The organism is Arthrobacter sp. 1088, from assembly GCF_031455315.1.
Classification (GTDB): domain Bacteria; phylum Actinomycetota; class Actinomycetes; order Actinomycetales; family Micrococcaceae; genus Arthrobacter.
This window is the reverse complement of the sequence record NZ_JAVDSM010000018.1, coordinates 1-22,668: the sequence shown is the minus strand read 5'-3', so window position 1 is coordinate 22,668 and position 22,668 is coordinate 1. Positions and strand designations below refer to the sequence as shown.

Sequence of the window (22,668 nt, the reverse complement as noted above, 5' to 3'; positions counted from 1 at the left end):
CGGCGGAATTACGTGATCAGCAGTTCCAGCGCTTCGGCCAGGTGGCCAACTTCCCGCACCGAGAAGCCGTCCGGGATGACACCGGCGCCCGCCGGGCTGGCAGGCACGATCGCATGCGTGAACCCTAGCCGGTGGGCTTCCTGGATGCGCTGGTTAATCCCGGGAACGGGACGTACTTCGCCAGCCAGGCCCACTTCGCCGAACGCAATGAGCCGTTGGGGTAGTGCCTTGCGGGACTTGGCCGATGCGACGGCCAACGCAACAGCCAAGTCGGTGGCCGGCTCCGTGAGTTTCACCCCGCCCACGGTTGCCACATACGAATCGTCCTTATGGAGCATGCAGCCGGCACGCTGCTGAAGCACTGCGAGCAACATGGCAACCCTGGAACTTTCCAACCCGCTGGTGGCACGCCGGGGCTGGGAATTGGCGCTCTCGGCGAGGAGCGACTGGACCTCAGCGAGCAAGGGCCTGCGACCCTCCATGGTCACTGTGATGCAGGTTCCGGAGACGGGCTCCCGGGTCCGCGAAACGAACAACCCGCTGGGATCGGCCAACCCCTCGATGCCGGCCTCGTTAAGATCAAAGCAACCGACGTCGTCCGTGGCGCCATAGCGGTTCTTTACGGCCCGCAGCAGCCGCAGGCGGGAGTGGCGCTCGCCTTCGAACTGGCATACGACATCCACAAGGTGTTCCAGCAAACGCGGCCCTGCGATGGTGCCTTCCTTGGTCACATGGCCAACCAGCAGCGTTGTCATGTTGCGTCGCTTGGCCGCAGAGATGATGGACGCCGCAACCTCGCGTACCTGCGAGACACCACCGGCGCTTCCTTCGACGTCGGCGCTGCTGAGCGTCTGCACTGAGTCCACGATCAGCAGCTTGGGCTCGAGCTTCTCTACTTGGCCCAATGCCTGCCCAAGGTCGGTCTCGGCGGACAGATACAAAGTGTGCGCGACGGCGTCGATCCGCTCCGCCCGGAGTTTCACCTGTGCTGCGGATTCCTCGCCGGTAATGTACAGGACATCCTGCCCTGTGCGGGCGAATTTCGCGGCGACGTCCAGCAGCAGGGTGGACTTCCCGACGCCGGGTTCCCCAGCCAGCAGGATGACGGCACCGGGAACGAGCCCTCCTCCAAGGACGCGGTCCAACTCGTCCACACCCGTGGGCAGGAATGCCGCCGTTGTCCCATCCACCTCAGCGATCCGGCGGGCCGGCTCCAAAACTGTTGCGGCCGCCGTCGTACGCGCAACAGTGGCGCCGTACTCTTCAACCGTTCCCCACGCCTGGCACTCACCGCACCTGCCCACCCACTTGATGGCCGTCCAGCCGCATTCGGCGCATTTGTAGGCGGGTGTCTTGGATGCGCGGGAGGTCTTGGAAGCCATGGGTCCAAGGTTAGTCGTGGGGGCTGACAGTATTAGCCGCGAGATGGCATTTGACGCCAATGTTCGGCCGGCGGATTGTCATTAAATGCCATCTCGGCGGGGAGCGGCCTACAGAGCCGGCAGTACGTCCCGGGCCTCGTCGGGTTCCAAACCGCTCGCTTCCAGCAAATCCACCATGAGGGGGCGGAACAACATCACCACGGTTTCGCCCTCAAGCTTCTGAACGTCCAGCATTTTGGGGTGCAGGCGCGAGGCGATGTCGGTCAGCTCGTTGCGTGCGTGACGCAGATGAACGCGGCGGGTTCCTTCGCTCTGCTCCGCCAGGCCGATGGTCAGTTCATCGATTGCGGCGGCAGTTTCCTGCAGCACCTCGGAAATGCTTTCAATTGCTTCGTCGGACAGCGCAGCATGGTTGATTGCGCTGGTGAGCCTGCGGGCAAAAACGCGGCTGTTACGGAGCGCGAGGTCGATGTATTCCAGCGAGTGCTCCAGGCTGGCTAGCTCGTCGCGGTGCCTCCGGTGCGCCGGGGCGAGCGTTGCAACTTCGCCGGACGCCCGCAGGGTCTGCCGCATCCGGTCCACCAGTGGCTGGCAGTTACGGCCGCGAATCAGCGCGTGCCAGGCGATGGTGGAGTCACTTTCGACCATGGCCTTGGCGCACTCGCGCAGCACTTCGGCGAGTTCGTGCAGGATTTTTTGGACATCCTTTCGCGGCTCCCGGCGCGGGTCCTTCGGCACCAAAATGGTCACCAGCAGAGCGAACACCCCACCCACCACCGCATCCAGGCTTCGCGTGAACGGCCCGCCGGCCGGCGCAGGCAGCAGCACCACCAGCAGCGACTGGAGCCCCAGCTGGGTGGTGAAAATAGTCCCGCTGTCCAGGAACCTGGCCAGCAGGATAGAGAAAAGAAGCACGACGGCGGCCTGCAGGATCCCAGCGCCCAGCCAGTGGAGCAGCAGGTCACCCACCACGATGCCGAGCGTGCAGCCCAGACCGACCTCAATAACACGGCGCAAGCGCGGATCACGGGAGAAGCCGAGCGCAATCAGCGAAGACGTGGCCGCGAACAAGGGCCCCTGATGACCCAGTACGTATTCCGCGAAAGCATAGGCCCCCACGGCGCACACCGTCATTTGAATAGCGGGCGTCAGCGAGTTCCGGCTACGGACCAATCCCGTCCGGACTCTGGCACGCAGGAACCTCTTGCTTGCAGAAAATCCCTTCGCGGCAGCCATGTCCTCCAGTCTATTTGCCGAACGGCCGCCAAAGACGGCAACCCAGCTCACACTCAAGGTGGCACGCGCCACATAACCCAATGGTCCGCCGTCGTTCACTTTGCGTTCACCTTCCACGTCAGATCCCGTTACCTGCGCTGCTTACCTTCAGTAAAGGCACAAAAGGTCCATAGCTCACGCACGCCGAAATCTCCGTTCGGCCCGCATCAGAGAATCCCTGGAAGGGGTACATCCAAGTGAAGGCAACTCGCTTCGGCCGCAACGCGGCAATCGCGGTCATCGCAGCTGGCGCTCTCGCGCTCACCGCTTGCGGTTCAGACAACGCAACGGGCACCGCCGCTGGCACGCCGTCAGCAGCATCGGGCACCAAGGTCACCGGCACCCTCACCGGCATCGGCGCATCCTCCACCGGCGCAGCCATGGACGCCTGGAAGGCCGGCTTCGCCAGTGCAAACCAGGGCGCAACCGTGCAGTACTCCCCGGACGGTTCCGGCGCAGGCCGCAAGGCCATCATCGACGGCTCGGCACAGTTCGCCGGCTCGGACGCTTACCTGAAGGACGAAGAGCTCGAGAGCTCCAAGGCCAAGTGCGGCCCTGAAGGCGCCATCAACATCCCGGTGTACATCTCCCCGATCGCCGTCGCTTTCAACGTTCCGGGCGTCACGGACCTGAAGCTCGACGCCGCGACGGTCGCCAAGATTTTCCGCGGCGAAATCGCCAACTGGAATGACCCCGCAATCGCGGCCCTGAACGCCGGCGTTACCCTGCCGGACCTCAAGGTCACCCCGGTGAACCGCTCTGACGATTCCGGAACCACCACCAACTTCACCGACTACCTCGCAGCTGCTGCTCCCGAGGTCTGGACGGACAAGGCCGCAGGCATCTGGCCGGCAAGCCTGAAGGGCGAGAACGCCAAGGGTACCTCCGGCGTCGTCAAGACCGTCACCGACACCCCGGGCGCCGTGACCTACGCCGATGACTCCGCTGTCTCCGGCAAGCTGGGCACCGCATCCATCAAGGTCGGCGAGGAATTCGTCAAGATCTCCGCTGACGCTGCTTCCAAGGCTGTCGAGGCCGGCAAGCCTGTTGACGGCCGCGCCGCCAACGACGTTGCCATCAAGCTGGACCGCAAGACCACTGTCTCCGGCGCCTACCCGGTAGTGCTCGTTTCCTACCACGTCGTATGCACCACGTACGAGACCAAGGCAGTCGCTGACCTGGTCAAGGCCTTCGAAAGCTACGTAGTTTCAGACGAAGGACAGAAGACCGCCGCTGACGCTGCCAAGTCCGCACCGCTCTCCAAGACGCTGCAGGACAAGGCCAAGGCCGCCATCGAAACCATCAAGGCCAAGGCCTAGGATTTCCGGCGGGTTTGCCTGAACCCGGCTAAACACTGAAGTTCCCTGTCCTGCGCGGAGTGGCTGAAAGGCCGTTCGCGCGGGATAGGGAACTTAGCCATGTAAGACCAGTTCACTGAGACTGAAGGATCGTGAAGTGACCACCAACTCCCTGACAACCTCCCAAGGCGCAGGACGCGCCGGGGACAAGGTTTTCTCCGGGGCCGCCATGGCCGCAGGGTGCCTGATTCTCGCGGTTCTCTTCGGAGTCGCCCTGTTCCTCGTGGTGCAGGCAATCCCTGCGCTCGTCGCACCGCCTGCGGACATCCAGGGCGGCCACGGCTTCTTCGCCTACATCGCCCCGATCGTCGTGGGCACGCTCATCGCCGCCGTGATCGCGCTTGTCATCGCAACCCCCGTGGCAATCGGGGTGGCCCTGTTCATCTCGCACTACGCCCCGCGCCGGCTGGCTTCGGGGCTCGGCTACGTTGTTGACCTGCTGGCCGCCATCCCCTCCGTCGTCTACGGTGCGTGGGGCGCGGCTTTCCTGGCCAAGGAAATCTCCCCGGCCTACGACTGGCTCGCCAACAACCTCGGCTGGATCCCGATCTTCCAGGGACCGGCATCCGCCACCGGCAAGACCATCCTCACCGCCGGCATCGTCCTGTCCGTCATGGTCCTTCCCATTATCACCTCCCTGTCCCGCGAAATCTTCCTGCAGACCCCCAAGCTGCACGAAGAAGCTGCGCTCGCATTGGGAGCCACCCGCTGGGAAATGATCCGCATGGCGGTACTCCCGTTTGGTCGTCCGGGAATCGTGAGCGCCATCATGCTGGGCCTGGGCCGTGCCCTTGGCGAGACAATGGCGGTTGCACTGGTGCTGTCCTCGGGAGTCTTGACTGCAAGCCTCATCCAGTCCGGCAACCAGACCATCGCCGCCGAAATTGCGCTGAACTTCCCGGAAGCCAGCGGGCTCAAGGTCAATACGTTGATCGCCGCAGGCCTGGTGCTGTTCGTCATCACCCTTGGCGTGAACATGATTGCCCGCTGGATCATCACCAAGCACAAAGAATTCTCGGGAGCCAACTAAATGACCGCCACCGTAGTCCGCAAGCGCTCGGCGCTCACCAAGGGCCAACTGCCCAAGTTCGCTCCTTACATTGTCCTGGCCGTCGCCCTGATCGTGGGCGCAGCCATTCTGGCCCTTATCGGGTTCAACGCCTTTGGCTGGGGCCTTGTCTCCGCGGTCCTGTTCACCCTCGGCCTGGTGGCGTGGAGCGGCGCCGTCGAAGGCGCCCGCAAGGCCAAGGACAAGCTGGCCACGTGCTTGATTGTCGGGGCCTTCCTGATTGCGCTCCTGCCGTTGATCTCCGTCATCTGGACCGTGCTGGTGAACGGCATTCCCGGCCTGGTAACGCCCGGATTCCTTGGTACGTCCATGAACGGCGTCACCGGTGCCTTCGATAACAAGGCAGCCGAGGAAGGCGGCAAGGTCCTCGGCGGCATCTATCACGCGCTGCTGGGCACCCTCCAGATCACGCTCCTGGCCACCGTCATCTCCGTGCCGGTCGGCCTGCTCACTGCCATCTACCTGGTGGAATACGGCAACGACCGTCCCCTGGCCCGAGCCATTACGTTCTTCGTGGATGTCATGACCGGCATTCCCTCCATCGTTGCCGGCCTCTTCGCGGCAGCATTTTTCTTCGCGGTTGTCGGCCCCGGCACCAAGACCGGTGCGGTAGCCGCCGTCGCGCTTTCCGTCCTGATGATCCCGGTAGTGGTCCGCTCCAGCGAGGAAATGCTCAAGATCGTCCCGAACGAGCTCCGCGAGGCGTCGTACGCGCTCGGCGTGCGTAAATGGCGCACCATCACCAAGGTGGTTATTCCGACGGCGATCTCCGGCATTGCGTCCGGCGTTACCTTGGCGATCGCCCGGGTTATCGGCGAGACCGCTCCCATCCTGGTCACTGCAGGCTTCGCGACCACTATCAACAACAACGTCTTTGGCGGTTGGATGGCCTCGCTGCCCACGTTCATCTACACCCAGATCCTGAACCCGACGTCGCCGTCCAACCCTGGCCCCTCGGACCAGCGGGCATGGGGCGCCGCTTTGGTGCTGATCATCCTGGTGATGCTCCTGAACCTCGGAGCCCGCCTCATCGCCCGCCTGTTCGCTCCCAAAACGGGACGCTAGGCCGCGACGGTTTTTCGGCCCCAACCAACAACTTCCATAAACCCCCAAGGAATAAGGAACACCATGTCCAAGCGCATCGACGTCAAAGACTTGAACGTCTACTACGGCAGCTTCCTGGCTGTCGAGGACGTCAACATCAACATTGAAGCCAAGTCCGTCACGGCCTTCATTGGCCCGTCCGGTTGTGGCAAGTCCACCTTCCTCCGAACGCTGAACCGCATGCACGAGGTCCTTCCCGGTGCCCGCGTCGAGGGTGAGGTCCTGCTCGACGGCGACAACCTCTACGACCCCGGCGTTGACCCGGTGACCGTGCGCACGCAGGTCGGCATGGTTTTCCAGCGCCCCAACCCGTTCCCCACGATGTCGATTCGGGACAATGTCCTGGCCGGCGTGAAGCTGAACAACAAGAAGATCTCCAAGGGCGAAGCAGATGCCCTGCTGGAGAAGTCCTTGATCGGAGCCAACCTGTGGAATGAGGTCAAGGACCGCTTGGACAAGCCAGGTTCCGGCCTTTCGGGCGGCCAGCAGCAGCGCCTCTGCATCGCCCGCGCAATTGCTGTTGAGCCCCAGGTGATCCTCATGGACGAGCCTTGCTCGGCTCTGGACCCCATCTCCACGCTGGCGGTCGAGGACCTCATCAATGAGCTCAAGGACCAGTACACCGTGGTGATCGTTACCCACAACATGCAGCAGGCTGCCCGTGTGTCCGACAAGACTGCGTTCTTCAACATCGCCGGCACCGGCAAGCCCGGCAAGCTCATCGAGTTCGCTGACACCACCAGCATCTTCAACAACCCTTCCCAGAAGGCCACGGAAGACTACGTCTCCGGCCGCTTCGGATAAGGGTCTGCAGGTTCCGGCTTTCTTGGGAGCCGGCAATGAACGACGGCGGCCGTCGCCTTGGGGGTACGGCCGCCGTCACTTTTTTGTACCCAAGTAAGTCGCAATTGTGCGCGTTTTGACCCCTCATAACGCGCTTAAGTGCGACTCAGACGGGTCAGAGGTCCGCCAGGGGTGAGAACGCCAGCTCAAGGACGAAGGCCATTGCGGCCGTGACGAGCGGCGTGGCAACCCAAAACAGTAGAATCCTGCGAACAAGACGCCTGTTGGTGATGGCGAAGCGCTGGTTGGTGCCTGCTCCCAGTACGGATGCGGTCAGCGTATGGGTTGTGGACAGTGGTAGCTGCAGGCCGATGGCGCCAATGAAGAGCATCATGGAAGTCAGGGTTTGGGCCACAAACCCTCGCAGAGGGTCAACGCGGATCAACTTGTGACCCAGCGTGTGCGAGATCCTCCAGCCACCAAACATGGTGCCCGCTGTGAGCATGATCGCGGTCAGAACGAGGATCCACAGGGGCAATTCGCCCCCACTGGACAATCCCGCCGCCACCAGTGCCAACAGGAGAACGGCCGCAGTGCGTTGGCCATCCTGGAGCCCATGGCCGAAAGCCACGGCCGCAGCAGAGACAGCTTGCGCCCGGCGGAAACGCCTGTTGATGACATTCGGCTGCGTATAGCGCGCAGCCCAGGTCACCGGCCAGACGAGCAAATAGGCAGCCACGAAAGCGATCACAGGTGACAGGACCAAGGGCAAAGCGACCTGGGTCAGGAGGACGTTGTCCACTCCGTTGATCGAGTGCCCGCCCACCAGCACGCTCGCAGCGCCCGCGCCGATCAATCCGCCCACGAGTGAGTTGGTGGAAGACAACGGGATGCCGCGCCACCACGCGTATACGCCCCAGATGATGGATGCGGCGAGGGCAGACGTCAGCATTGTTAGCCCGCCAATGCCGTTGGGCAGGATGATCCAGGACTGCGTAAACGCGAGGACGAAGCTGCCGCTGAGCATGGCGCCGATGAAGTTGAAAACAGCTGCCAGGAGGACCGCCACGGATGGCGTGAGGGCTCGTGTCCTCGTGGAAAGTGCTACGGCATTGGAGACATCACGGAAGCCGTTAAGGAAAGCGAATCCTGAAGCCAAACCCACCACGAGGACCATGAATGCAACGATCACGTCATGATTCCTTGACGATGATGCTGCCTACCTGCGTGGCGATCTTACGCATGTCCTTGGTGACTTCCACCAACTGGTTGGCGATGTCCCTGTGCCGGGCGTACTGCGTCGATTTCATATCCTTCAGCATCTCGGCCACCCATGTGCGGTGGGTTCGCTCTGCACGTTTCGCCAGCCTGAGGATCTCAATCCAGTAGTCTTCGAGTTCGTCGAGGTCCTCAAGCTTTCGCATGGCGTCCACCGTCAGCTCGGCTTGGCGGCTGATGATCTCCAGTTGGTCGGCCGCGCGCTTGGGCAGGCGTTCCAGCTTGTAGAGCGCAACCAACTCGCCCGCGGCGTCGAGCTTCTCCATGGCCTCGTTGAGGTGCCGGGACAGCGTGTACATGTCCTCGCGGGGGAGCGGGTTCACGAAGCTGGTGCGCATGTGCGTCAGGAGCGCAAAGTGCAGGTCCAGGGATTTCGACTCGTGCTCGTGGAGTTCCTCGGTCAGGCGTGCGTGCTCACTGGCCTGGGCGCCGAGGATCTCTGAGAGCGTTCCGGTGGCGGCCACAATGACGCCTGCCATCTGCGCGAGCAGTACGAGCCCGGCAGGTTCCTGGGGGAAAAGGCGCAGCTTCATTTCGCTTCCGGGCCGGGGACGGATGGGCTGCGGGCCGCTTGACTTGACGCTTCCCGCTTCGGCCCCAACTTTACCTGTACGACGACGGCCACCGCTAAGTCTGCGGGTGTGGCAGCGGCTCACATTCAGGGGTGGCTAGCCCTGATCCGGGCCTGGGCATAAAAATGGTGCCGAACCGGATACGCCTCTCGGCGGTAGGCCGCTCGGAGCGGCTATAAGTTGAAGCCCGGGGGTTTCGCGGTTCGGCACCAGTTTCAGTGTTCTACGTCGGTGCGGCTAAGTCAACATTGACAGGCAAGGCCCGACGTGGGTAAATTCAGGGGTTTTTGGGCCCTAATCCAGCTCCCCCAAGCGCCATGCATTGGCTGCGTGCTCGAGGTCCTCGGCGGTCTTTACCAGCTGGTGCGAGTTGCGTGTGAGCTTGCTTGCATGGCTTTCATTGCTGTGCTCCGCCCCGTCCGCCAGGGTTGCCTGGCCGAGCGCCACAACCCGGCAGAACGCAGCGGAACGTTCCAGCGCGACGTCGAAATCGCCGTCGAACGCTCCGGACAAAATGGCATCTGCCATGGTCTTCATTTCGTCGGCTCCGGGTGGCTCCGCTGCCCCTGCAACCACGTTGGATACCTGGGCGGTGTCGCGGCCTGCCCTGAAGTAAACAGAAATGCGCTCGGGGTTCTGGATGGTGGCGGCGCGGAGGGCGTAGAGCCTCCACAAAGCACCGGGCAGGGAACGGGCGGGGCTTTCGGCCCACATCTCGGCGATGGCTTCGAGGCCCTGCTCGTCGGCCAGCTTCACCAGGCGACGGGTGACTTTGGGGTCGTCGCTGTCACGGCCACGTTTTACGAGCGCCTGGGCGGCCAGGTGGGCAGCCTCGGAGACGCGGGCGGGATCTGCCCCACCGGCGAACGGTTCGAAGTCGATGGGCGCGAAGGGCTTGGGCTTGTGGTGCCTGTTCGCTCCGCCGTACGCACGTGATCCTGGCTGTTCGCTCATGAGTTCACCGTACTCCTGTGCCCTGATGGGGTCGAGTAACGGTTTCTTTGGCTGCTTTCTTGCTGCCTGTGCGCCTTCCCGACCTACTTTGCCGCTGGAGGTGGGCCGACGCGCCGCTGCCGCCGCGCGCCGTCGTCGGCTCTTCGCTCAAAAGAGGTCACGACGCCGCGTTGCAGGCCCCGTTCCTCGACTGGCTTGACGTTGAGGTACAGTATTCATGGCTGTTTCAACAGCTGGAGGGGCCTTTAGCTCAGTTGGTAGAGCATCGGACTTTTAATCCGTGGGTCGTGGGTTCGATCCCCACAGGGCCCACCCTTTCTGCAGGCCGGAGACGTTGAGTCTCCGGCCTGTTTTTGTTCCCGGCGTGGGGTTCCGTGTTGAGCCCACGATGCCGGGCTTCCTAGGCGATTGCCTGTGATCCGTCCTGGAAGATCGGATACAGCGAAATAGGTGTGACCGTCTCCTCTGACGGAGCGTCGTGGAAAGGCTCTGGCGCCTTTGTTGCTGGCGTAGGAGCCGGTTGCCCGGCGGCGACGATTTCCAGTGATTCCATATCCAGCAGTCGTCGGCTCCCGGTTTCTGCATCCTGGAGCCAGAACAGATCGGTACCCGCGATTGTCTTGAGCACCGTGCCCCGGTGGTAAAGGCGGCCGTTGTGCCACGCCTCTATGTATTCGCCTGGGCTGAGAGCGTGTGGCTCCTCCTTGCTGCCCGGCAAGGTGCCAAAGGCCTGCGCCAGGCTGGCCTGCGTTTTCAGCGCCTGGAATAGATCCCTGTTTGCAGTGCTCATGTTTGCTCCCCTCAGCCGGCTGTTGCCATCTTTGGCCGGTTGGCCTTGTGGCTCCAGCCTTTCGCATTCATGTTGCAGGGGCGTTGCAGGCGGATGAGCGCTGTGTGACAGCTAGTGGGGATCGGCTTCGTCGCCTGGAGCGTCCATGCCGGAACCCGTCCCTGGAGCCGGGTCGGAGCCAGGCTCGGAACCGTTCGAATCCGAGTTGGGAAGCTCGTCAGCGTACGGTGCGTGGGGACCGGGTTGGTTATTCAGGAGCTCGTTCGCCGCCATTGCCAGGAGGTCCCTTTCCAGTTCCGGAACGGACAGCATTCCCTGCAGGTACGCCTCCACTTCGTACTCACCCACGGACCCGCCGATGCTGAAGTACTGCAGCCACAGGGTGCCCGTGCTGATCCGCGCAGCGGAGAGGGCTTCCAGGAGCCTTCGGCGTTGCTCGGGTTCTTTACGTTCGAAGCCCATATCCGGCGGCCTTAGTTGTGGTCTGCCGGAATCCCGGCTACAAGCTCGGCGCTGACTTCCTGCAGGGTTCTGCTTTGGTCGCGGGCGTTCCCTATCAGTTGCTGCAGTGCCCGTTCGTGAGTGATCTTGTGGCGTTCCATCAATATCCCGCAGGCCCGGTTGACCAAATCGCGGCTGTGCAGGGCGGCCTGCAGTCCCTCACTGATGCGCTTGGGTGTCTCAGTGCTTTGAATGTGGGAAAGAAGGGTGGCAGCAGGGGAAGCGAAGAGCTCCATCAGCGTGACTGTGCCTGCATCAAAGACGGCAGGTTCCGGCGCGTAGATCTTAATAGCGCCAATGCTGCGTCCGTTTGCTATCAGGGGTGCGCTGACCACTGACCTGATGGGAAGGGAGCTGACGGCAGTACGCCATTCCGGCCAGCGCGTGTCCGTGCCTAGGTCTTCGATCAGCACGCTTTCTTCCGAGGCCCACGCTGTCAGGCAGGGACCCTGGCCCAGATCATATTGTAGGAAGTCCGCCTGCTCCACGATGTTGTCGGTGAATCCAGTGCTGGTCCTCCGTGCCTGCGAATCCAGGATGGAGACGCCTGCGCCAAGTGTGCCGGGTACGGACTCCTTGATGGCCAGCGACAGGCTTTGAACGGCTTGGTCAACCTTTTCCTCGGTCAACAGGAGGCCAAGAATCCGGCCGATGGCGCCCGAGAGTTCGTCCAGAGGAAGGTGCTTCTTGGTCATGATCTTCTTCCCGGCCGTTCAGGTCGGCTGGCCGACTGAAACAATCTTTGAATCGCTGGACTCCCGTGTTCCAAATCCAGCCTAATGGGTTTTGGACCAGAAAAACCGCATGTAGTCAGGCTGCTTCCTATTCCTCAAAAGGTGCTGAGATCCTCCGATCCCCGGCAATGTGGGCGATGATCCCCTGGGCCACTGCCCGGAGTTTGATGTTGCGGTGGCTGGACGCGCTGACGAGGATTTGGAAGGCCGCGTCCCGGCTGCAGCGGTTCTGCGCCATGATGATTCCGACGGCGGTGTCTATGGTCGTGCGGGATTCGAGAGCGGCGGTGAGGTTCTCGCGCGCGTCCCGCAACTGGGCGATCTTCAAGGCCAGATGGAGGGCTTTGGCCGCAGTTGCAGTAACGCGCTCTGCCGACAATAAGTCCTCGTGGGAGAAGCCATGGGGGCGCTCGGAGTAGAGATTCACCACGGCCTCCGCCGTGCTGTTCAATTCCATGGGAAAGGCCAGGATGGAGCCCACGTTGGAAGCCGCTGCGGCCCGCATGTACTCAGGCCAGCGATCTTCCTCATAAACGTTCGGGACGTGGCTGATCGTTCGTGTGCGAAGGGCCGATAGGCAAGGGCCATCGCCGAAACTGTTCTGGATCTCGTCCAGTTTGCGTGCCAGGGGATCGCTATCAGCCACGGCCACGGGTTTCTTCTGCCGAATGACGGTGACTCCGCAGGCAATCGTGTTTCCGTTCCTTGTGAGCTTCTGCGCGATCAACTCAGCGAGGTCCTGGAGGAATTCACGGATATCGGCATTTTCCACCAAGAGATCCTGCAGATGTTCAACGAAGTCCGTCAGATCCAGCCTGTCCTCATAATGACCAAGATAACTGGGAGGACTTGCGATGTGGCGCGATGGCTGGGTTTCAGTCATTACCGTTCCTTTGATATTCATCGGCACTATTGCCCGCCGGTTCTATCCGGCCGTCTGATGTGAGCTCCCTGAAAGCAGTATCTACGAGTTCCATCTGGCCTGGGGCAAGAACCAGAAGTCCGTTGAGGTAAGCGTCCAGCGCCAGCTCATCGGCATCCCCGCCAATCCCGAAATAGTAGATCCACAGACTGTTGAGGCTTACTGTTCCGTTTCGGAATCTATCGGCGGCGTGCATGCGCTGGTCATATTCATTGTCGTTTTCCGGTGCCCCCCAGGGTTCGGAGTTCATAGAGCCTACCTACCCTCCTTATCCTCGTGACCGGCCCGTTTCAGGATGTCTTCGGCAATTTCGTGCAGCCGCTTATCGCTGTTGCGCGACGCCAACTGTATGAGCCTGACGGCAGCGTCCCGGCTGCAACGGTTCTGCATCATGATGAGGGAAATAGCCGCATCCACTATCGCCCGCGATTCCAACGCGGAACGCAGGTGCACAGGATATGGATCCGGTGTGTGCAGGCGCAGGGCGAGCCGGAGAATCCTGGACAAGGATTCTGCGTGCTTCACAATGGATGCCACGGTCTCTGGATCGAACGTTCCTGCTTCGGTGGAGTAGCAGTTCAGCGCGGCCCTTGAGTCGTCGTCGGTAGGGATCGGTACCGCCAACATGGTCGTGATAGCTTCCTGCGAAACAGCGTCGGCGTAGTTCTGCCAGCGGACGTTGGCCTGAAGGTCCTCAACCAAGACGGTCTGCCGTTGCCGGAGCGCGGTAAGGCATGGGCCGTCGTCGAACTCGTACTGTTTCTCGTCCAGGCGCTGAGCCGCCTCTGTGCTGCTCGCCACCGTGGACGGGCCCGCGTCCCGTTCTACGGTAATGGCACACAGCATGGGGACATCCCCGCCCAACAAGGAAGCCGAAATAGTGGTCAAACCAAGGAGGAATTCCGTGAATCCGGGGCTCTCCAACAGCAGGTCCTGCAACTGTTCCGCTGTGGGTACTGCATCGTTCTGGGCCATTCGGCCTCATTCCAGGCAATGCCAGAGCGATTGACTCCGGCTGGCGGCAGTGCGCTCGAGTTCGCGCACAACCCGGATAGTTAACTCCGGACCATTTGCCACACCCGAAATCTCCTACTACCGACACTACGCCTGGGCCATCCGGCGCAACAGTGCCGCCTGTCTGCAACGATGTATTCCAGCCACCCGGCGAGCGGATCCGGGCCGTAGGACGTTACTGTTCTAAGAATGAATTACGGAGTCCCGGACGGAATCGTCACACCAGCCATCATGATCGACGTCGATATCCTCGACCGGAATATTCAACGCATGGCATCGAGCATGCTGAGCAGGGGACTGAGGCTCCGCCCGCATGTGAAGACACACAAGACCTTGGAGATCGCAGCCAAGCAGCTCGCGGCTGGAGCAGTTGGGCTGACGGTTGCGACGATCGGGGAAGCCGAAGTCTTCGCAGCCGGCGGCGCCACGGATATCTTCATCGCCTACCCGCTGTGGGTTGAGGCGCACCACGCTGAGCGGCTGCGGAAGCTTGCCAGGACGTGCAGCATCGCGGTGGGCACCGATTCAGCGGAAAGCGCGACGGCGATGGGACGCCAGTTGGGCGCCGACGCCAGAAGCATCGATGTTCTGATCGAAGTGGACAGCGGGCATCACCGCAGCGGGGTCCTGCCCGGAGAAGTGGTGGAGGTTGCGCGGGCGGCTTCGGCAAACGGCTTGAACATTGCGGGCGTCTTCACATTCCCCGGACACAGTTACAAACCGGGAATGCCAAGGGATGCAGCGAGTAACGAGAATGAGGCCCTTGGCCGTGCTTCTGCCGCATTGGAGCACGCCGGTTTTGAGGTCCGCACCGTCAGCGGCGGCTCTACCCCGACCGCATTGCTCGACGCCGAAACCCTGGCCACTGAGCTCCGCCCGGGCGTCTATGTTTTCGGAGACGCCCAACAGCTTGAACTCGAACGGTGCACGTGGGATGACATCGCGCTGACTGTCGCTGCGACTGTGGTCAGCCGCCACGAGTCCGACGGCGGGAATGTCCGGCGGGTGGTGGTGGACGCAGGCAGCAAGATCCTGGGCAGCGACCGCCCCGACTGGGCCACCGGATACGGGCGTCTGCCGGAATACCGGGAGGCCAGGATTACGGCGCTCTCCGAACACCACGCCACAGTTGTTTGGCCGGACTCTGAGGAGCTTCCTGTCCTGGGCACGCGGCTCAGGCTGATCCCCAACCACGTTTGCCTGGCCATGAACCGCGTGGACGAGGTCACTGTGGTTCGTGAGGGGGCAGTGGTGGACACATGGAAGGTCGCAGCGCGCGGCAAGAATAACTAGTTGGGGTATGGGGCTGTGACGGCGGGGAAATTTACCCGCCGTCACAGCAACTGTCGTGTCCCTTAGCCGATGGGAGTCGGCGGTTGTTTCCCTCCGAGCACGGCGAGCGTGTTATCCGCCGCGAGTACTGCCATGGCAGTGCGCGTTTCGACGGTGGCGGAGCCGAGGTGCGGCACCAGCGTCACGTTTTCCAGCTCCAGCAACCACGGATGCACCTTGGGTTCTTGTTCAAACACATCAAGGCCTGCGCCTGCGATCTGTCCTTCGCGGAGGGCCAGGGCGAGTGCGGATTCGTCGATGATGGGTCCGCGGGCCGTGTTGACGAGGTAGGCGGAGTCCTTCATTGTGCTGAGTTGCTCGGCGCCGATCAGGTGGTGCGTGCCCGGCCCGTACGGGCAGTGCAGTGAGACGACGTCGGAGATGGCAAGCAGTTCGTCGAGCTCCACCCGCCGTGCGCCGAGTTCTGCGGCGACGGCGGGGTCGATTTCGCTGCGGGACTGGTACACGATCTCCATGCCGAAGGCCTTGGCCCGGCGGGCTGTGGCTTGTCCGATGCCTCCCATTCCGACGATGCCCAGGGTCTTGCCCTGCAGGCTGGAGCCGAGCAGGAAGAACATGCCCCATTTCCATGGCTGACCGGCCCGGATGAGCCGTTCGCCCTCGCCGAGCCGACGGGTGGCCATGAGGATGAGTCCGAACGCGATGTCGGCTGTGGCTTCGGTAAGCACGCCCGGGGTGTTGGTGGCGGTGATGCCGCGTTCCGTGCAGGCAGGGACGTCGATATTGTCGTAACCCACGGCGACGTTGGAGACGACCTTCAGCTGCGGTCCGGCGGCGTCGAGCAGTTCAGCGTCGATGCGTTCGGTGAGCAGGCTGACGATCGCGTCGGCTCCGGCAACGCGGCGGAGGAGTTCCTCGCGGCTGATTGATTCGGAGCCTTCCCACGCGTCAACGTCGTGGGAAGCGCGGAGCTTTTCGAGTGCCGGCTGGGGCACGCGTCCTGTGACGACTACGCGGCTCATGCTGCCTCGATCCATTCGCGCAGGCGGCCCAGGCCCTCACGGATGGCGTCCGCTTCGATGCCGGAGTAGGCCAGGCGGATGTACTGCCGTTCCTCGCCTGGCAGTCGCCGGCCGAAGTGTTCACGGGTGCAGAAGGAAACGCCCGTCTTGTATAGGGCGTCGGAAGCGAAGTCGCCGACGGCGGTGTAGCCCAGCCGCTGCATGGCTTCGGTGACGTCGGGGAACAGGTAGAACGTGGACTGGGGCACGGCCACGCTCATGCCGGGGATGGCGTTGACAATGTCGCACGCGGCGTCCCGGCGTTCCTTCAGGATGTCCAGCATCTGCTGCACCGGTTCCTGGGGGCCGCGGAGTGCTTCGATGCCGGCCCACTGCACGTAGTGCGTGGTGCACGATTCATCGTTGGTGTTCAGGGTGCTGAGCACCTGCGCGATCTCGCGCGGGGCCACAGCACAGCCAAGGCGTGAGCCGGTCATGGCGAACTTCTTGCTGAACGTGTACAGGATCACGGTGCGTTCGGCCATGCCCGGAAGGGAAGCAATCGAGCTGGAGACACCTTCGTAGCGGGTTTCGAAATACGCTTCGTCGGATAGGACCCAGAGGTCGTGCTCGATCGCGATTTGGGCGATGGCTTCACGTTCGGCCGCCGTGGACTCGGCAGAGATGGGGTTCTGCAGGTCGTTGTAGATGATCGCGGCCGTGTTCGGAGTGATGGACGCACGGACCTGGTCAAGGTCGATCGCGAAGCCCTTGCTCGTGGGCACGTAACGGTACGGGACGGCCGTCCCGCCGAGGTATTCGATCTGCGACTCGTAGATCGGGAAGCCGGGATTGGGGTAGAGCACTTCCTGGCCGGGGTTCATGACCGCCTGCAGGAACTTGGTGATCACTGGCTTGCCGCCGGTCATCACCACAACGTTCTCCGGAGAGAACTCCATGCCACGCCGTGACCCTAGGTCCTCGGCCAGGGCTTCCCGGAGCTGGGGGATGCCAGGACCCGGGCAGTAGCCCGTGTACCCGTCGGCAATGGCCTTGTTCATGGCCTCAACGATGTGCGGGGCCGTCGGGATATTGATATCGCCGAGGTGGAAGGGATACACCAGGTTTCCCTTCGACTTCCAAGCGGCAGCGGCCTGCGCGACGCTGAAAGCAGTTTCGGTGCCCAGACGTTCGAGCCGGTGTGCGAGTTTCTGCATCTGCTGTTTAACTCCTCATCGAGCTGATTACGGTCTCACGTGAAGTACTCAACTAGTATATTAGTGATGTATTAGACTGTCTATGGATAAGCCGTCACTAAAAACAGAGCGCGAAAACGACTCCCGCCGGACCCGCTGACCTGACACACTCAAGCCCATGCAGTCGTTGTTCGACGGACTCCTTCACGCCAGCCCGCTGGTAGTGATGTGCATCGTGTTCGCACTGGTCTTTGCCGAGGACGCGTTGTTTATCGGCTTCGTGATCCCAGGCGAAACGGCGGCCGTGGTGGGGGGAGTCTTTGCCAGCCGTGGTGACCTTCCGCTGTGGAGCATGATCATGATCGTCATCTCGGCAGCCATCCTGGGTGACACTGTGGGCTACGAGATCGGCAAACACCTGGGTCCACGGATTATGGCCCTGAAACTCCTGGATAAGAGACGGGCCCAGCTGCAGAAAGCCGAGGATTTCCTCGCCCGCCGTGGCGGCCTCGCCGTATTCCTCGGCCGCTTCACCGCCTTTTTCCGCGCCGTCATGCCGGCGCTCGCCGGGCTCAGCCGGATGCCCTACCGCCGCTTCGCCATCTGGAACTTCACAGGTGGCATCATCTGGGGTGCACTGTTCGTGACCCTGGGATTCATCGCCGGGAACTCCTACGAAGAACTAGCCCATGCAGTGGGGCGCGGTGCCGCAGTGGTGGTGGGCGTCGTCGTGGTTGTCATGCTCGGCGTGTGGCAGGTCCGAAAGCATCGAACGGCGGCAAAACCCACAGCTGACTGAGACCCTCTGGAAACGTGGCGGAAACGTCCAGTCCTTACGCTGATCACAAACTGTCCCTTAGTGTGCACCCAGGTAGCGGCTTTTGAGGAGAATTGATGCATCTTTTGCCCCGTGAGCAGGAAAAACTCATGATCGTGGTGGCTGCCGATCTGGCCAGGCGAAGGCAGGCGCGCGGATTGAAGCTGAACTACCCGGAAGCCATAGCGATCATCAGCTACGAGCTCATCGAGGGCGCGCGGGACGGCAAATCCGTCGCGGAGCTCATGAGTTACGGAACCACGTTGCTGAGCCGCGAGGACGTGATGGAAGGCGTGCCGGAGATGATCCACGACGTCCAAATCGAAGCCACCTTCACCGATGGCACAAAGCTCGTCACAGTCCACAACCCCATCCGATAGGAGCCACCCATGATCCCCGGTGAATACAGGCTGCGCCCCGAGCCAATCGCGTGCAACAACGGCCGTGAGGCGATCGCCGTCGAGGTTGTCAATCGAGGCGACCGTCCAGTCCAGATCGGTTCGCACTACCACTTCGCGGAGGCCAACCGCGCCCTGGAGTTCGACCGTGAAGCCGCGTACGGCCGCCGCTTGGACATCCCGGCCGGCACAGCAGCCCGCTTTGAACCGGGCGACAAGAAGACCGTGCACCTGGTGGAGCTGGCAGGTTCCCGCGAAGTTTTCGGCCTGAGTAACGCCGTCAATGGAATGCTCGACGGCGGCACCCGCCCCGGCGGGACCGCTCGCCCGGGTGTTGCTATGGAAGGAGATGCGAAGTGAGCTTCGAGCTTCCCCGCCGGCAATACGCCGAGCTGTACGGCCCAACGACAGGTGACGCCATCCGCCTGGCGGACACGGAACTGTTCCTCGAAATTGAGAACGACTACACCGTCTACGGCGAAGAAGTGGTCTTCGGGGGCGGCAAAGTAATCCGCGACGGCATGGGCCAAAACGGCCAGGCGACCCGCTCCGAGGACATCCCCGACACTGTCATCACCAACGTCATCGTCCTGGACTACTCAGGGATCTACAAGGCTGACGTCGCCCTGAAGGACGGGCACATTTTCAAGATCGGCAAAGCCGGCAACCCGCAGATCATGGACGGCGTGGACATCGTGATCGGCGCCAGCACCGAGATCATCGCCGGGGAACGCAAAATCCTCACAGCCGGCGGCATCGACACACACATCCATTTCATTTCCCCCGAACAGGTTCCCACTGCACTCTGCAGCGGCGTGACCACGATGGTGGGCGGGGGCACGGGACCTGCGGAAGGAACCAAAGCCACCACCATCACGCCCGGATCCTGGCACATCTCGCGCATGCTCCAGGCTGCCGAAGGGCTCCCCATCAATATCGGCCTGCTGGGCAAAGGCCACGCGTCCGCCGTCGAGCCCCTCGCGGAGCAGATCCGCGCCGGTGCCGTAGGCCTGAAAGTCCATGAGGACTGGGGCTCCACCACGTCCTCCATAGACATGTCACTGCGGGTGGCCGACGAATACGACATCCAAGTGGCTATCCACACAGACACCCTCAACGAATGCGGCTTCGTGGAAGACACCATCAACGCAATCGACGGCCGGGTCATCCACACCTTCCACACAGAGGGCGCCGGCGGCGGCCACGCCCCGGACATCATCAAGATCGCCGGGCTGCCCAACGTGCTCCCAGCGTCCACCAACCCCACGCTGCCGTACACCAAAAACACCATAGAAGAGCACCTGGACATGCTCATGGTCTGCCACCACCTCAACCCGGACATCCCGGAAGACGTGGCCTTCGCCGACTCCCGCATCCGTGCCGAAACCATCGCAGCCGAGGACGTCCTGCACGATCTCGGCATCTTCGCCATCACGTCCTCGGACTCCCAGGCAATGGGCCGCGTAGGCGAGGTGATCACCCGGACCTGGCAAGTGGCCGATGCCATGAAACGGCAGCGCGGCATACTGAAGGACCCAACCGGCGCGCCGCACGGCTCAGCGGAAAGCGACAACTTCCGGCTCAAACGCTACATAGCCAAATACACCATCAACCCCGCCATCGCACAGGGCATGGCAGACGTCATTGGCTCCGTTGAAGAAGGAAAATTCGCGGACCTCGTGTTGTGGGACCCCGCCTTCTTCGGAGTGAAACCCGAGCTCGTCATCAAAGGCGGACAGATCGCCTACGCACTCATGGGCGACTCCAACGCCTCCATTCCCACGCCGCAGCCCCGCACCATGCGGCCCATGTTCGCCACCTACGGAAGAGCGCTCCAACACACGTCCATCACGTTCCTCTCCAAAGCCGCGATCGACGCCGGAGTGCCGGCCGAGCTTGGCCTCGAACGCCTCATCCGGCCCGTCACCGGCATCAGGAACCTGCGCAAAGCCGACCTCAAGTTGAACGGCGAAACCCCCGACATCGTCGTCGACCCCGAAACCTACAAGGTGACAGTGGACGGCGTCGAAGCCACCTGCGAACCCTCCGACGTGCTGCCCATGGCGCAGCGCTACCACCTCTTCTAGGACCCTCATGATCATCGAAAAAATCCTGGGCAACCTCCACGAACAGCCCGACGCCTACGCCGGCCGCCACAAAGAAAAAGTGATCCTGCCCAGCGCCCTGCTCGTCAAACGCATCCAACGCGTCACCACCGACCACGGCAAAGAACTCGGCATCCGGCTCCCCGCCGGATCCGGCGACCTGCGCGACGGCGACATCCTCGCCGCCGACGACACCAACCTCATCTTCATCTCCGTGCTGCCAACAGACGTCCTCGTCATAGCTCCGCGCAGCATCCACGAAATGGGGGTCGTCGCACACTCCCTCGGCAACCGGCATCTGCAGGCGCAATTCTTCGACACCTCATCCGAATACGGGGCCGACGTCATGGTCTGCCAGTATGACCACACGGTCGAGGACTACCTGAAGAGCGTCGGCGTCCCCTACGACAGGCAAGAGCGGGTCATGCCGGTGCCCTTCCGCCATGCTGAGCATTCGCACTAAAGCCCTGCGCTGCGTCAGGTTGGGTGCGCGCGCTTGCGCTCCACTGGGAAGGGGGCCGTGCCCGCTCCGCGATGCCCGCCACGCCGCGGCCCCCTTCCCAGCTCCGCTCCAGCGCGCAGTCCGCACCTCGGGCGGTGCGCTTTGAGTGCGACATATCAGCTGGCTCTTCAGCAGTTGGTCGACTCTGCGTTGCCTACGGGGGCGTTTGCTCATTCTTTGGGGTTTGAGAGCTACATCCACCGCGGGCTTGTTGGTGATGAGGGGTCGTTCCGGGTTTGGCTTTCTGCTTTTGTTGGGCAGCAGTTGACCTATTCGGATGGGTTGGCCGTGCGGTTCTTGTATGAGGGGGTGGATGTTGGCTTGTTGGATTCTGTTCTTTCTTCGCAGCTGTTGGCTCGGGAGGTTCGGGAGGCTTCTTTGAAGATGGGTGGGCGGTTGCTCGAGATTGGCGGGGAGGTATTTCCGTCGGCTGAGTTGGATCGCTATCGGGATCTGGTTCGTGAGGGGAGCGCTGGGGGGCATCAACCGTTGGCTTTTGGGGTGGTTGCTCGGTCACTGCAGGTTCCATACGAAGAGGCTGTTTCTGCTTATTTGTTTGCCACCGTCACTTCCCTGACCCAGAACGCCGTGCGCGCCATACCGCTTGGGCAGAACGCAGGGCAGCGGGTACTTCGGCACGCGCACGACGCCGTCGCTGCCGCCGTCCGGGATATAGCACAACTGTGCTGGGACGACTTTGGGGCCGTCAGCCCCGGACTTGAAATTTCACAAATGCGGCACGAGCGCCAACGCGCCCGCATGTTCATGAGCTAACCCAGGAGGACACACATGTCTGAACCCATCAAAATCGGCGTCGGCGGACCCGTCGGTGCCGGCAAGACCCAACTCGTCGAACGCATCACGCGCCACATGAGCCGCGACATTTCCATGGCCGCCATCACCAACGACATCTACACCATCGAAGACGCCAAAATCCTCGCAGCCAACGGCATCCTGCCCGAAGACCGCATCATCGGCGTCGAAACCGGCGGCTGCCCCCATACCGCCATCCGTGAAGACACCTCCATGAACACAGCAGCCATCGAAGAACTCAAAACCCGGCACCCCGACCTTCAAGTCATCTTCGTCGAATCCGGCGGCGACAACCTCTCAGCCACATTCAGCCCCGAACTCGTCGACTTCTCGATCTACATCATCGACGTAGCCCAAGGCGAAAAGATCCCCCGCAAAGCCGGCCAAGGCATGATCAAATCCGACCTCTTCATCATCAACAAAACGGACCTCGCGCCGTTTGTGGGGGCGGACCTCGCGGTAATGGAGCGGGACTCCAAGGAATTCCGCGGCAACAAACCCTTCTGCTTCACCAACCTGAAGACCGACGAAGGGTTGGACGCCGTCTTGGAGTGGATCCGCCGAGACGTCCTGATGCTCGACTTGGCCGTATGACCCCGCCCAAGTCCACTCTCATCTCACCAGGGGCGGCGCCCGGCTCAGCCGCCTCAGCGTTTAGGACGCCGAGGGGCGAACTCCAATTGCGCGTCGCCGAGCGTGCTGGCCGATCCGTGGGACTGTCTGAATAACGGTGGATCCGTGGTTGGCCTGACACGCCGGGCTTTGCCTGGCGGGAAGGACTGATCATGAGCGACACCATGGATCCCA

General features: G+C 62.3%; 25 protein-coding genes and 1 tRNA gene. 13 read left to right on the top strand and 13 right to left on the bottom strand.

The genetic code is table 11. The features are described from left to right. Nucleotides 1-8: 8 nt before the first annotated feature. Both radA and J2Y41_RS21305 read right to left on the bottom strand, forming a co-directional pair. A complete protein-coding gene (gene radA, locus J2Y41_RS21310; RefSeq protein WP_017197019.1) occupies nt 9-1,382 on the bottom strand; it encodes a DNA repair protein RadA in 1,374 nt (457 codons plus the stop codon). Between the two features lie 108 nt (nt 1,383-1,490). Beyond that, nucleotides 1,491-2,618 carry an aromatic acid exporter family protein gene (locus J2Y41_RS21305; protein ID WP_224167431.1) on the bottom strand — a complete coding sequence of 376 codons (1,128 nt, stop codon included), beginning with the start codon at nt 2,616-2,618 and terminating at the stop codon, nt 1,491-1,493. A gap of 236 nt (nt 2,619-2,854) precedes the next feature. On the opposite strand from J2Y41_RS21305, the gene pstS reads away from it, so the two are divergent. From pstS to pstB, 4 genes are all read left to right on the top strand, one after another. Next, nucleotides 2,855-3,976 (top strand): phosphate ABC transporter substrate-binding protein PstS, encoded by a 1,122-nt coding sequence (gene pstS / locus J2Y41_RS21300; protein ID WP_224094649.1) that lies wholly within the window; start codon nt 2,855-2,857, stop codon nt 3,974-3,976. A gap of 136 nt (nt 3,977-4,112) precedes the next feature. Further along, nucleotides 4,113-5,045, top strand: coding sequence for a phosphate ABC transporter permease subunit PstC (gene pstC, locus J2Y41_RS21295; RefSeq protein WP_224166024.1), 933 nt, complete (start codon nt 4,113-4,115; stop codon nt 5,043-5,045). Then, nucleotides 5,046-6,149: a phosphate ABC transporter permease PstA gene (gene pstA / locus J2Y41_RS21290; protein WP_224094653.1), complete on the top strand. Its 1,104-nt coding sequence runs from the start codon at nt 5,046-5,048 to the stop codon at nt 6,147-6,149. Between the two features lie 63 nt (nt 6,150-6,212). Continuing rightward, nucleotides 6,213-6,992 (top strand): phosphate ABC transporter ATP-binding protein PstB, encoded by a 780-nt coding sequence (pstB, locus tag J2Y41_RS21285; RefSeq protein ID WP_309931517.1) that lies wholly within the window; start codon nt 6,213-6,215, stop codon nt 6,990-6,992. Nucleotides 6,993-7,146: 154 nt separating this feature from the next. Here the strand turns inward: pstB and J2Y41_RS21280 are convergent, their stop codons facing one another. The 3 genes from J2Y41_RS21280 to J2Y41_RS21270 all read right to left on the bottom strand — a co-directional run bounded on the left by J2Y41_RS21280 (nt 7,147) and on the right by J2Y41_RS21270 (nt 9,775). Next, nucleotides 7,147-8,163 carry an anion permease gene (locus J2Y41_RS21280; RefSeq protein WP_309931515.1) on the bottom strand — a complete coding sequence of 339 codons (1,017 nt, stop codon included), beginning with the start codon at nt 8,161-8,163 and terminating at the stop codon, nt 7,147-7,149. A gap of 1 nt (nt 8,164) precedes the next feature. Continuing rightward, nucleotides 8,165-8,782 (bottom strand): DUF47 domain-containing protein, encoded by a 618-nt coding sequence (locus J2Y41_RS21275; RefSeq protein ID WP_224166027.1) that lies wholly within the window; start codon nt 8,780-8,782, stop codon nt 8,165-8,167. A gap of 333 nt (nt 8,783-9,115) precedes the next feature. Further along, the gene (locus J2Y41_RS21270; protein ID WP_216922681.1) at nt 9,116-9,775 is read right to left on the bottom strand and encodes a hypothetical protein; all 660 of its coding nucleotides are present in this window, start codon (nt 9,773-9,775) and stop codon (nt 9,116-9,118) included. 239 nt (nt 9,776-10,014) lie between these two features. Here J2Y41_RS21270 and J2Y41_RS21265 point away from each other — a divergent pair. Continuing rightward, a tRNA-Lys gene (locus J2Y41_RS21265) sits at nt 10,015-10,087 on the top strand. 88 nt (nt 10,088-10,175) lie between these two features. Here the strand turns inward: J2Y41_RS21265 and J2Y41_RS21260 are convergent. From J2Y41_RS21260 to J2Y41_RS21235, 6 genes are all read right to left on the bottom strand, one after another. Beyond that, nucleotides 10,176-10,565, bottom strand: coding sequence for a hypothetical protein (locus tag J2Y41_RS21260; RefSeq protein WP_224166028.1), 390 nt, complete (start codon nt 10,563-10,565; stop codon nt 10,176-10,178). A 111-nt stretch (nt 10,566-10,676) separates the two neighbouring features. After that, nucleotides 10,677-11,027, bottom strand: a complete 351-nt coding sequence (locus J2Y41_RS21255) for a hypothetical protein (protein ID WP_224094661.1) — start codon at nt 11,025-11,027, stop codon at nt 10,677-10,679. A gap of 11 nt (nt 11,028-11,038) precedes the next feature. After that, entirely contained in the window at nt 11,039-11,761 is a 723-nt protein-coding gene (locus J2Y41_RS21250; protein ID WP_224166030.1) for a GAF and ANTAR domain-containing protein, read from the bottom strand. A gap of 127 nt (nt 11,762-11,888) precedes the next feature. Next, on the bottom strand, nt 11,889-12,683 hold the full coding sequence (locus tag J2Y41_RS21245; protein ID WP_309931511.1) for a GAF and ANTAR domain-containing protein: 795 nt from the start codon (nt 12,681-12,683) through the stop codon (nt 11,889-11,891). Further along, nucleotides 12,676-12,972: a hypothetical protein gene (locus tag J2Y41_RS21240; RefSeq protein ID WP_224166032.1), complete on the bottom strand. Its 297-nt coding sequence runs from the start codon at nt 12,970-12,972 to the stop codon at nt 12,676-12,678. Before J2Y41_RS21240 ends, J2Y41_RS21245 begins: the two co-directional genes overlap by 8 nt. 5 nt (nt 12,973-12,977) lie before the next feature. Continuing rightward, nucleotides 12,978-13,697, bottom strand: a complete 720-nt coding sequence (locus J2Y41_RS21235) for a GAF and ANTAR domain-containing protein (protein ID WP_309931508.1) — start codon at nt 13,695-13,697, stop codon at nt 12,978-12,980. Nucleotides 13,698-13,925: 228 nt separating this feature from the next. On the opposite strand from J2Y41_RS21235, the gene J2Y41_RS21230 reads away from it, so the two are divergent. Further along, nucleotides 13,926-15,029, top strand: a complete 1,104-nt coding sequence (locus J2Y41_RS21230) for a D-TA family PLP-dependent enzyme (RefSeq protein ID WP_309931506.1) — start codon at nt 13,926-13,928, stop codon at nt 15,027-15,029. A 62-nt stretch (nt 15,030-15,091) separates the two neighbouring features. On the opposite strand, the gene J2Y41_RS21225 is transcribed toward J2Y41_RS21230, so the two are convergent. Both J2Y41_RS21225 and J2Y41_RS21220 read right to left on the bottom strand, forming a co-directional pair. Continuing rightward, nucleotides 15,092-16,051 (bottom strand): D-glycerate dehydrogenase, encoded by a 960-nt coding sequence (locus tag J2Y41_RS21225; protein WP_309931503.1) that lies wholly within the window; start codon nt 16,049-16,051, stop codon nt 15,092-15,094. Then, nucleotides 16,048-17,247, bottom strand: coding sequence for a pyridoxal phosphate-dependent aminotransferase (locus tag J2Y41_RS21220; RefSeq protein ID WP_224094666.1), 1,200 nt, complete (start codon nt 17,245-17,247; stop codon nt 16,048-16,050). The genes J2Y41_RS21225 and J2Y41_RS21220 overlap by 4 nt, the downstream gene beginning before the upstream one ends. 157 nt (nt 17,248-17,404) lie before the next feature. Here J2Y41_RS21220 and J2Y41_RS21215 point away from each other — a divergent pair, with 157 nt between their 5' ends. The 7 genes from J2Y41_RS21215 to ureG all read left to right on the top strand — a co-directional run bounded on the left by J2Y41_RS21215 (nt 17,405) and on the right by ureG (nt 22,455). Further along, on the top strand, nt 17,405-18,025 hold the full coding sequence (locus J2Y41_RS21215) for a DedA family protein (protein WP_224094667.1): 621 nt from the start codon (nt 17,405-17,407) through the stop codon (nt 18,023-18,025). Nucleotides 18,026-18,120: 95 nt separating this feature from the next. Beyond that, a complete protein-coding gene (locus J2Y41_RS21210; RefSeq protein WP_224094669.1) occupies nt 18,121-18,423 on the top strand; it encodes an urease subunit gamma in 303 nt (100 codons plus the stop codon). Between the two features lie 9 nt (nt 18,424-18,432). Beyond that, entirely contained in the window at nt 18,433-18,801 is a 369-nt protein-coding gene (locus tag J2Y41_RS21205) for an urease subunit beta (RefSeq protein WP_224094672.1), read from the top strand. Further along, nucleotides 18,798-20,528, top strand: coding sequence for an urease subunit alpha (gene ureC / locus J2Y41_RS21200; protein WP_309931498.1), 1,731 nt, complete (start codon nt 18,798-18,800; stop codon nt 20,526-20,528). The genes J2Y41_RS21205 and ureC overlap by 4 nt, the downstream gene beginning before the upstream one ends. A gap of 7 nt (nt 20,529-20,535) precedes the next feature. After that, on the top strand, nt 20,536-21,009 hold the full coding sequence (ureE, locus tag J2Y41_RS21195; RefSeq protein ID WP_309931496.1) for an urease accessory protein UreE: 474 nt from the start codon (nt 20,536-20,538) through the stop codon (nt 21,007-21,009). 141 nt (nt 21,010-21,150) lie between these two features. Continuing rightward, nucleotides 21,151-21,822: an urease accessory protein UreF gene (locus tag J2Y41_RS21190; protein WP_309931494.1), complete on the top strand. Its 672-nt coding sequence runs from the start codon at nt 21,151-21,153 to the stop codon at nt 21,820-21,822. 15 nt (nt 21,823-21,837) lie between these two features. Further along, complete coding sequence (gene ureG / locus J2Y41_RS21185) at nt 21,838-22,455, top strand: urease accessory protein UreG (RefSeq protein ID WP_309931492.1); 618 nt, start codon at nt 21,838-21,840, stop codon at nt 22,453-22,455. Nucleotides 22,456-22,668: the final 213 nt, after the last annotated feature.

Coding starts and splice junctions, on each gene's coding strand:
- radA (WP_017197019.1), bottom strand. CDS start 1,382: ATGGCTTCCAAGACCTCCCGCGCATCCAAGACACCCGCCTACAAATGC.
- J2Y41_RS21305 (WP_224167431.1), bottom strand. CDS start 2,618: ATGGCTGCCGCGAAGGGATTTTCTGCAAGCAAGAGGTTCCTGCGTGCC.
- pstA (WP_224094653.1), top strand. CDS start 5,046: ATGACCGCCACCGTAGTCCGCAAGCGCTCGGCGCTCACCAAGGGCCAA.
- pstB (WP_309931517.1), top strand. CDS start 6,213: ATGTCCAAGCGCATCGACGTCAAAGACTTGAACGTCTACTACGGCAGC.
- J2Y41_RS21275 (WP_224166027.1), bottom strand. CDS start 8,782: ATGAAGCTGCGCCTTTTCCCCCAGGAACCTGCCGGGCTCGTACTGCTC.
- J2Y41_RS21270 (WP_216922681.1), bottom strand. CDS start 9,775: ATGAGCGAACAGCCAGGATCACGTGCGTACGGCGGAGCGAACAGGCAC.
- J2Y41_RS21260 (WP_224166028.1), bottom strand. CDS start 10,565: ATGAGCACTGCAAACAGGGATCTATTCCAGGCGCTGAAAACGCAGGCC.
- J2Y41_RS21255 (WP_224094661.1), bottom strand. CDS start 11,027: ATGGGCTTCGAACGTAAAGAACCCGAGCAACGCCGAAGGCTCCTGGAA.
- J2Y41_RS21250 (WP_224166030.1), bottom strand. CDS start 11,761: ATGACCAAGAAGCACCTTCCTCTGGACGAACTCTCGGGCGCCATCGGC.
- J2Y41_RS21245 (WP_309931511.1), bottom strand. CDS start 12,683: ATGACTGAAACCCAGCCATCGCGCCACATCGCAAGTCCTCCCAGTTAT.
- J2Y41_RS21240 (WP_224166032.1), bottom strand. CDS start 12,972: ATGAACTCCGAACCCTGGGGGGCACCGGAAAACGACAATGAATATGAC.
- J2Y41_RS21235 (WP_309931508.1), bottom strand. CDS start 13,697: ATGGCCCAGAACGATGCAGTACCCACAGCGGAACAGTTGCAGGACCTG.
- J2Y41_RS21230 (WP_309931506.1), top strand. CDS start 13,926: ATGAATTACGGAGTCCCGGACGGAATCGTCACACCAGCCATCATGATC.
- J2Y41_RS21225 (WP_309931503.1), bottom strand. CDS start 16,051: ATGAGCCGCGTAGTCGTCACAGGACGCGTGCCCCAGCCGGCACTCGAA.
- J2Y41_RS21220 (WP_224094666.1), bottom strand. CDS start 17,247: ATGCAGAAACTCGCACACCGGCTCGAACGTCTGGGCACCGAAACTGCT.
- J2Y41_RS21215 (WP_224094667.1), top strand. CDS start 17,405: ATGCAGTCGTTGTTCGACGGACTCCTTCACGCCAGCCCGCTGGTAGTG.
- J2Y41_RS21210 (WP_224094669.1), top strand. CDS start 18,121: ATGCATCTTTTGCCCCGTGAGCAGGAAAAACTCATGATCGTGGTGGCT.
- J2Y41_RS21205 (WP_224094672.1), top strand. CDS start 18,433: ATGATCCCCGGTGAATACAGGCTGCGCCCCGAGCCAATCGCGTGCAAC.
- ureE (WP_309931496.1), top strand. CDS start 20,536: ATGATCATCGAAAAAATCCTGGGCAACCTCCACGAACAGCCCGACGCC.
- ureG (WP_309931492.1), top strand. CDS start 21,838: ATGTCTGAACCCATCAAAATCGGCGTCGGCGGACCCGTCGGTGCCGGC.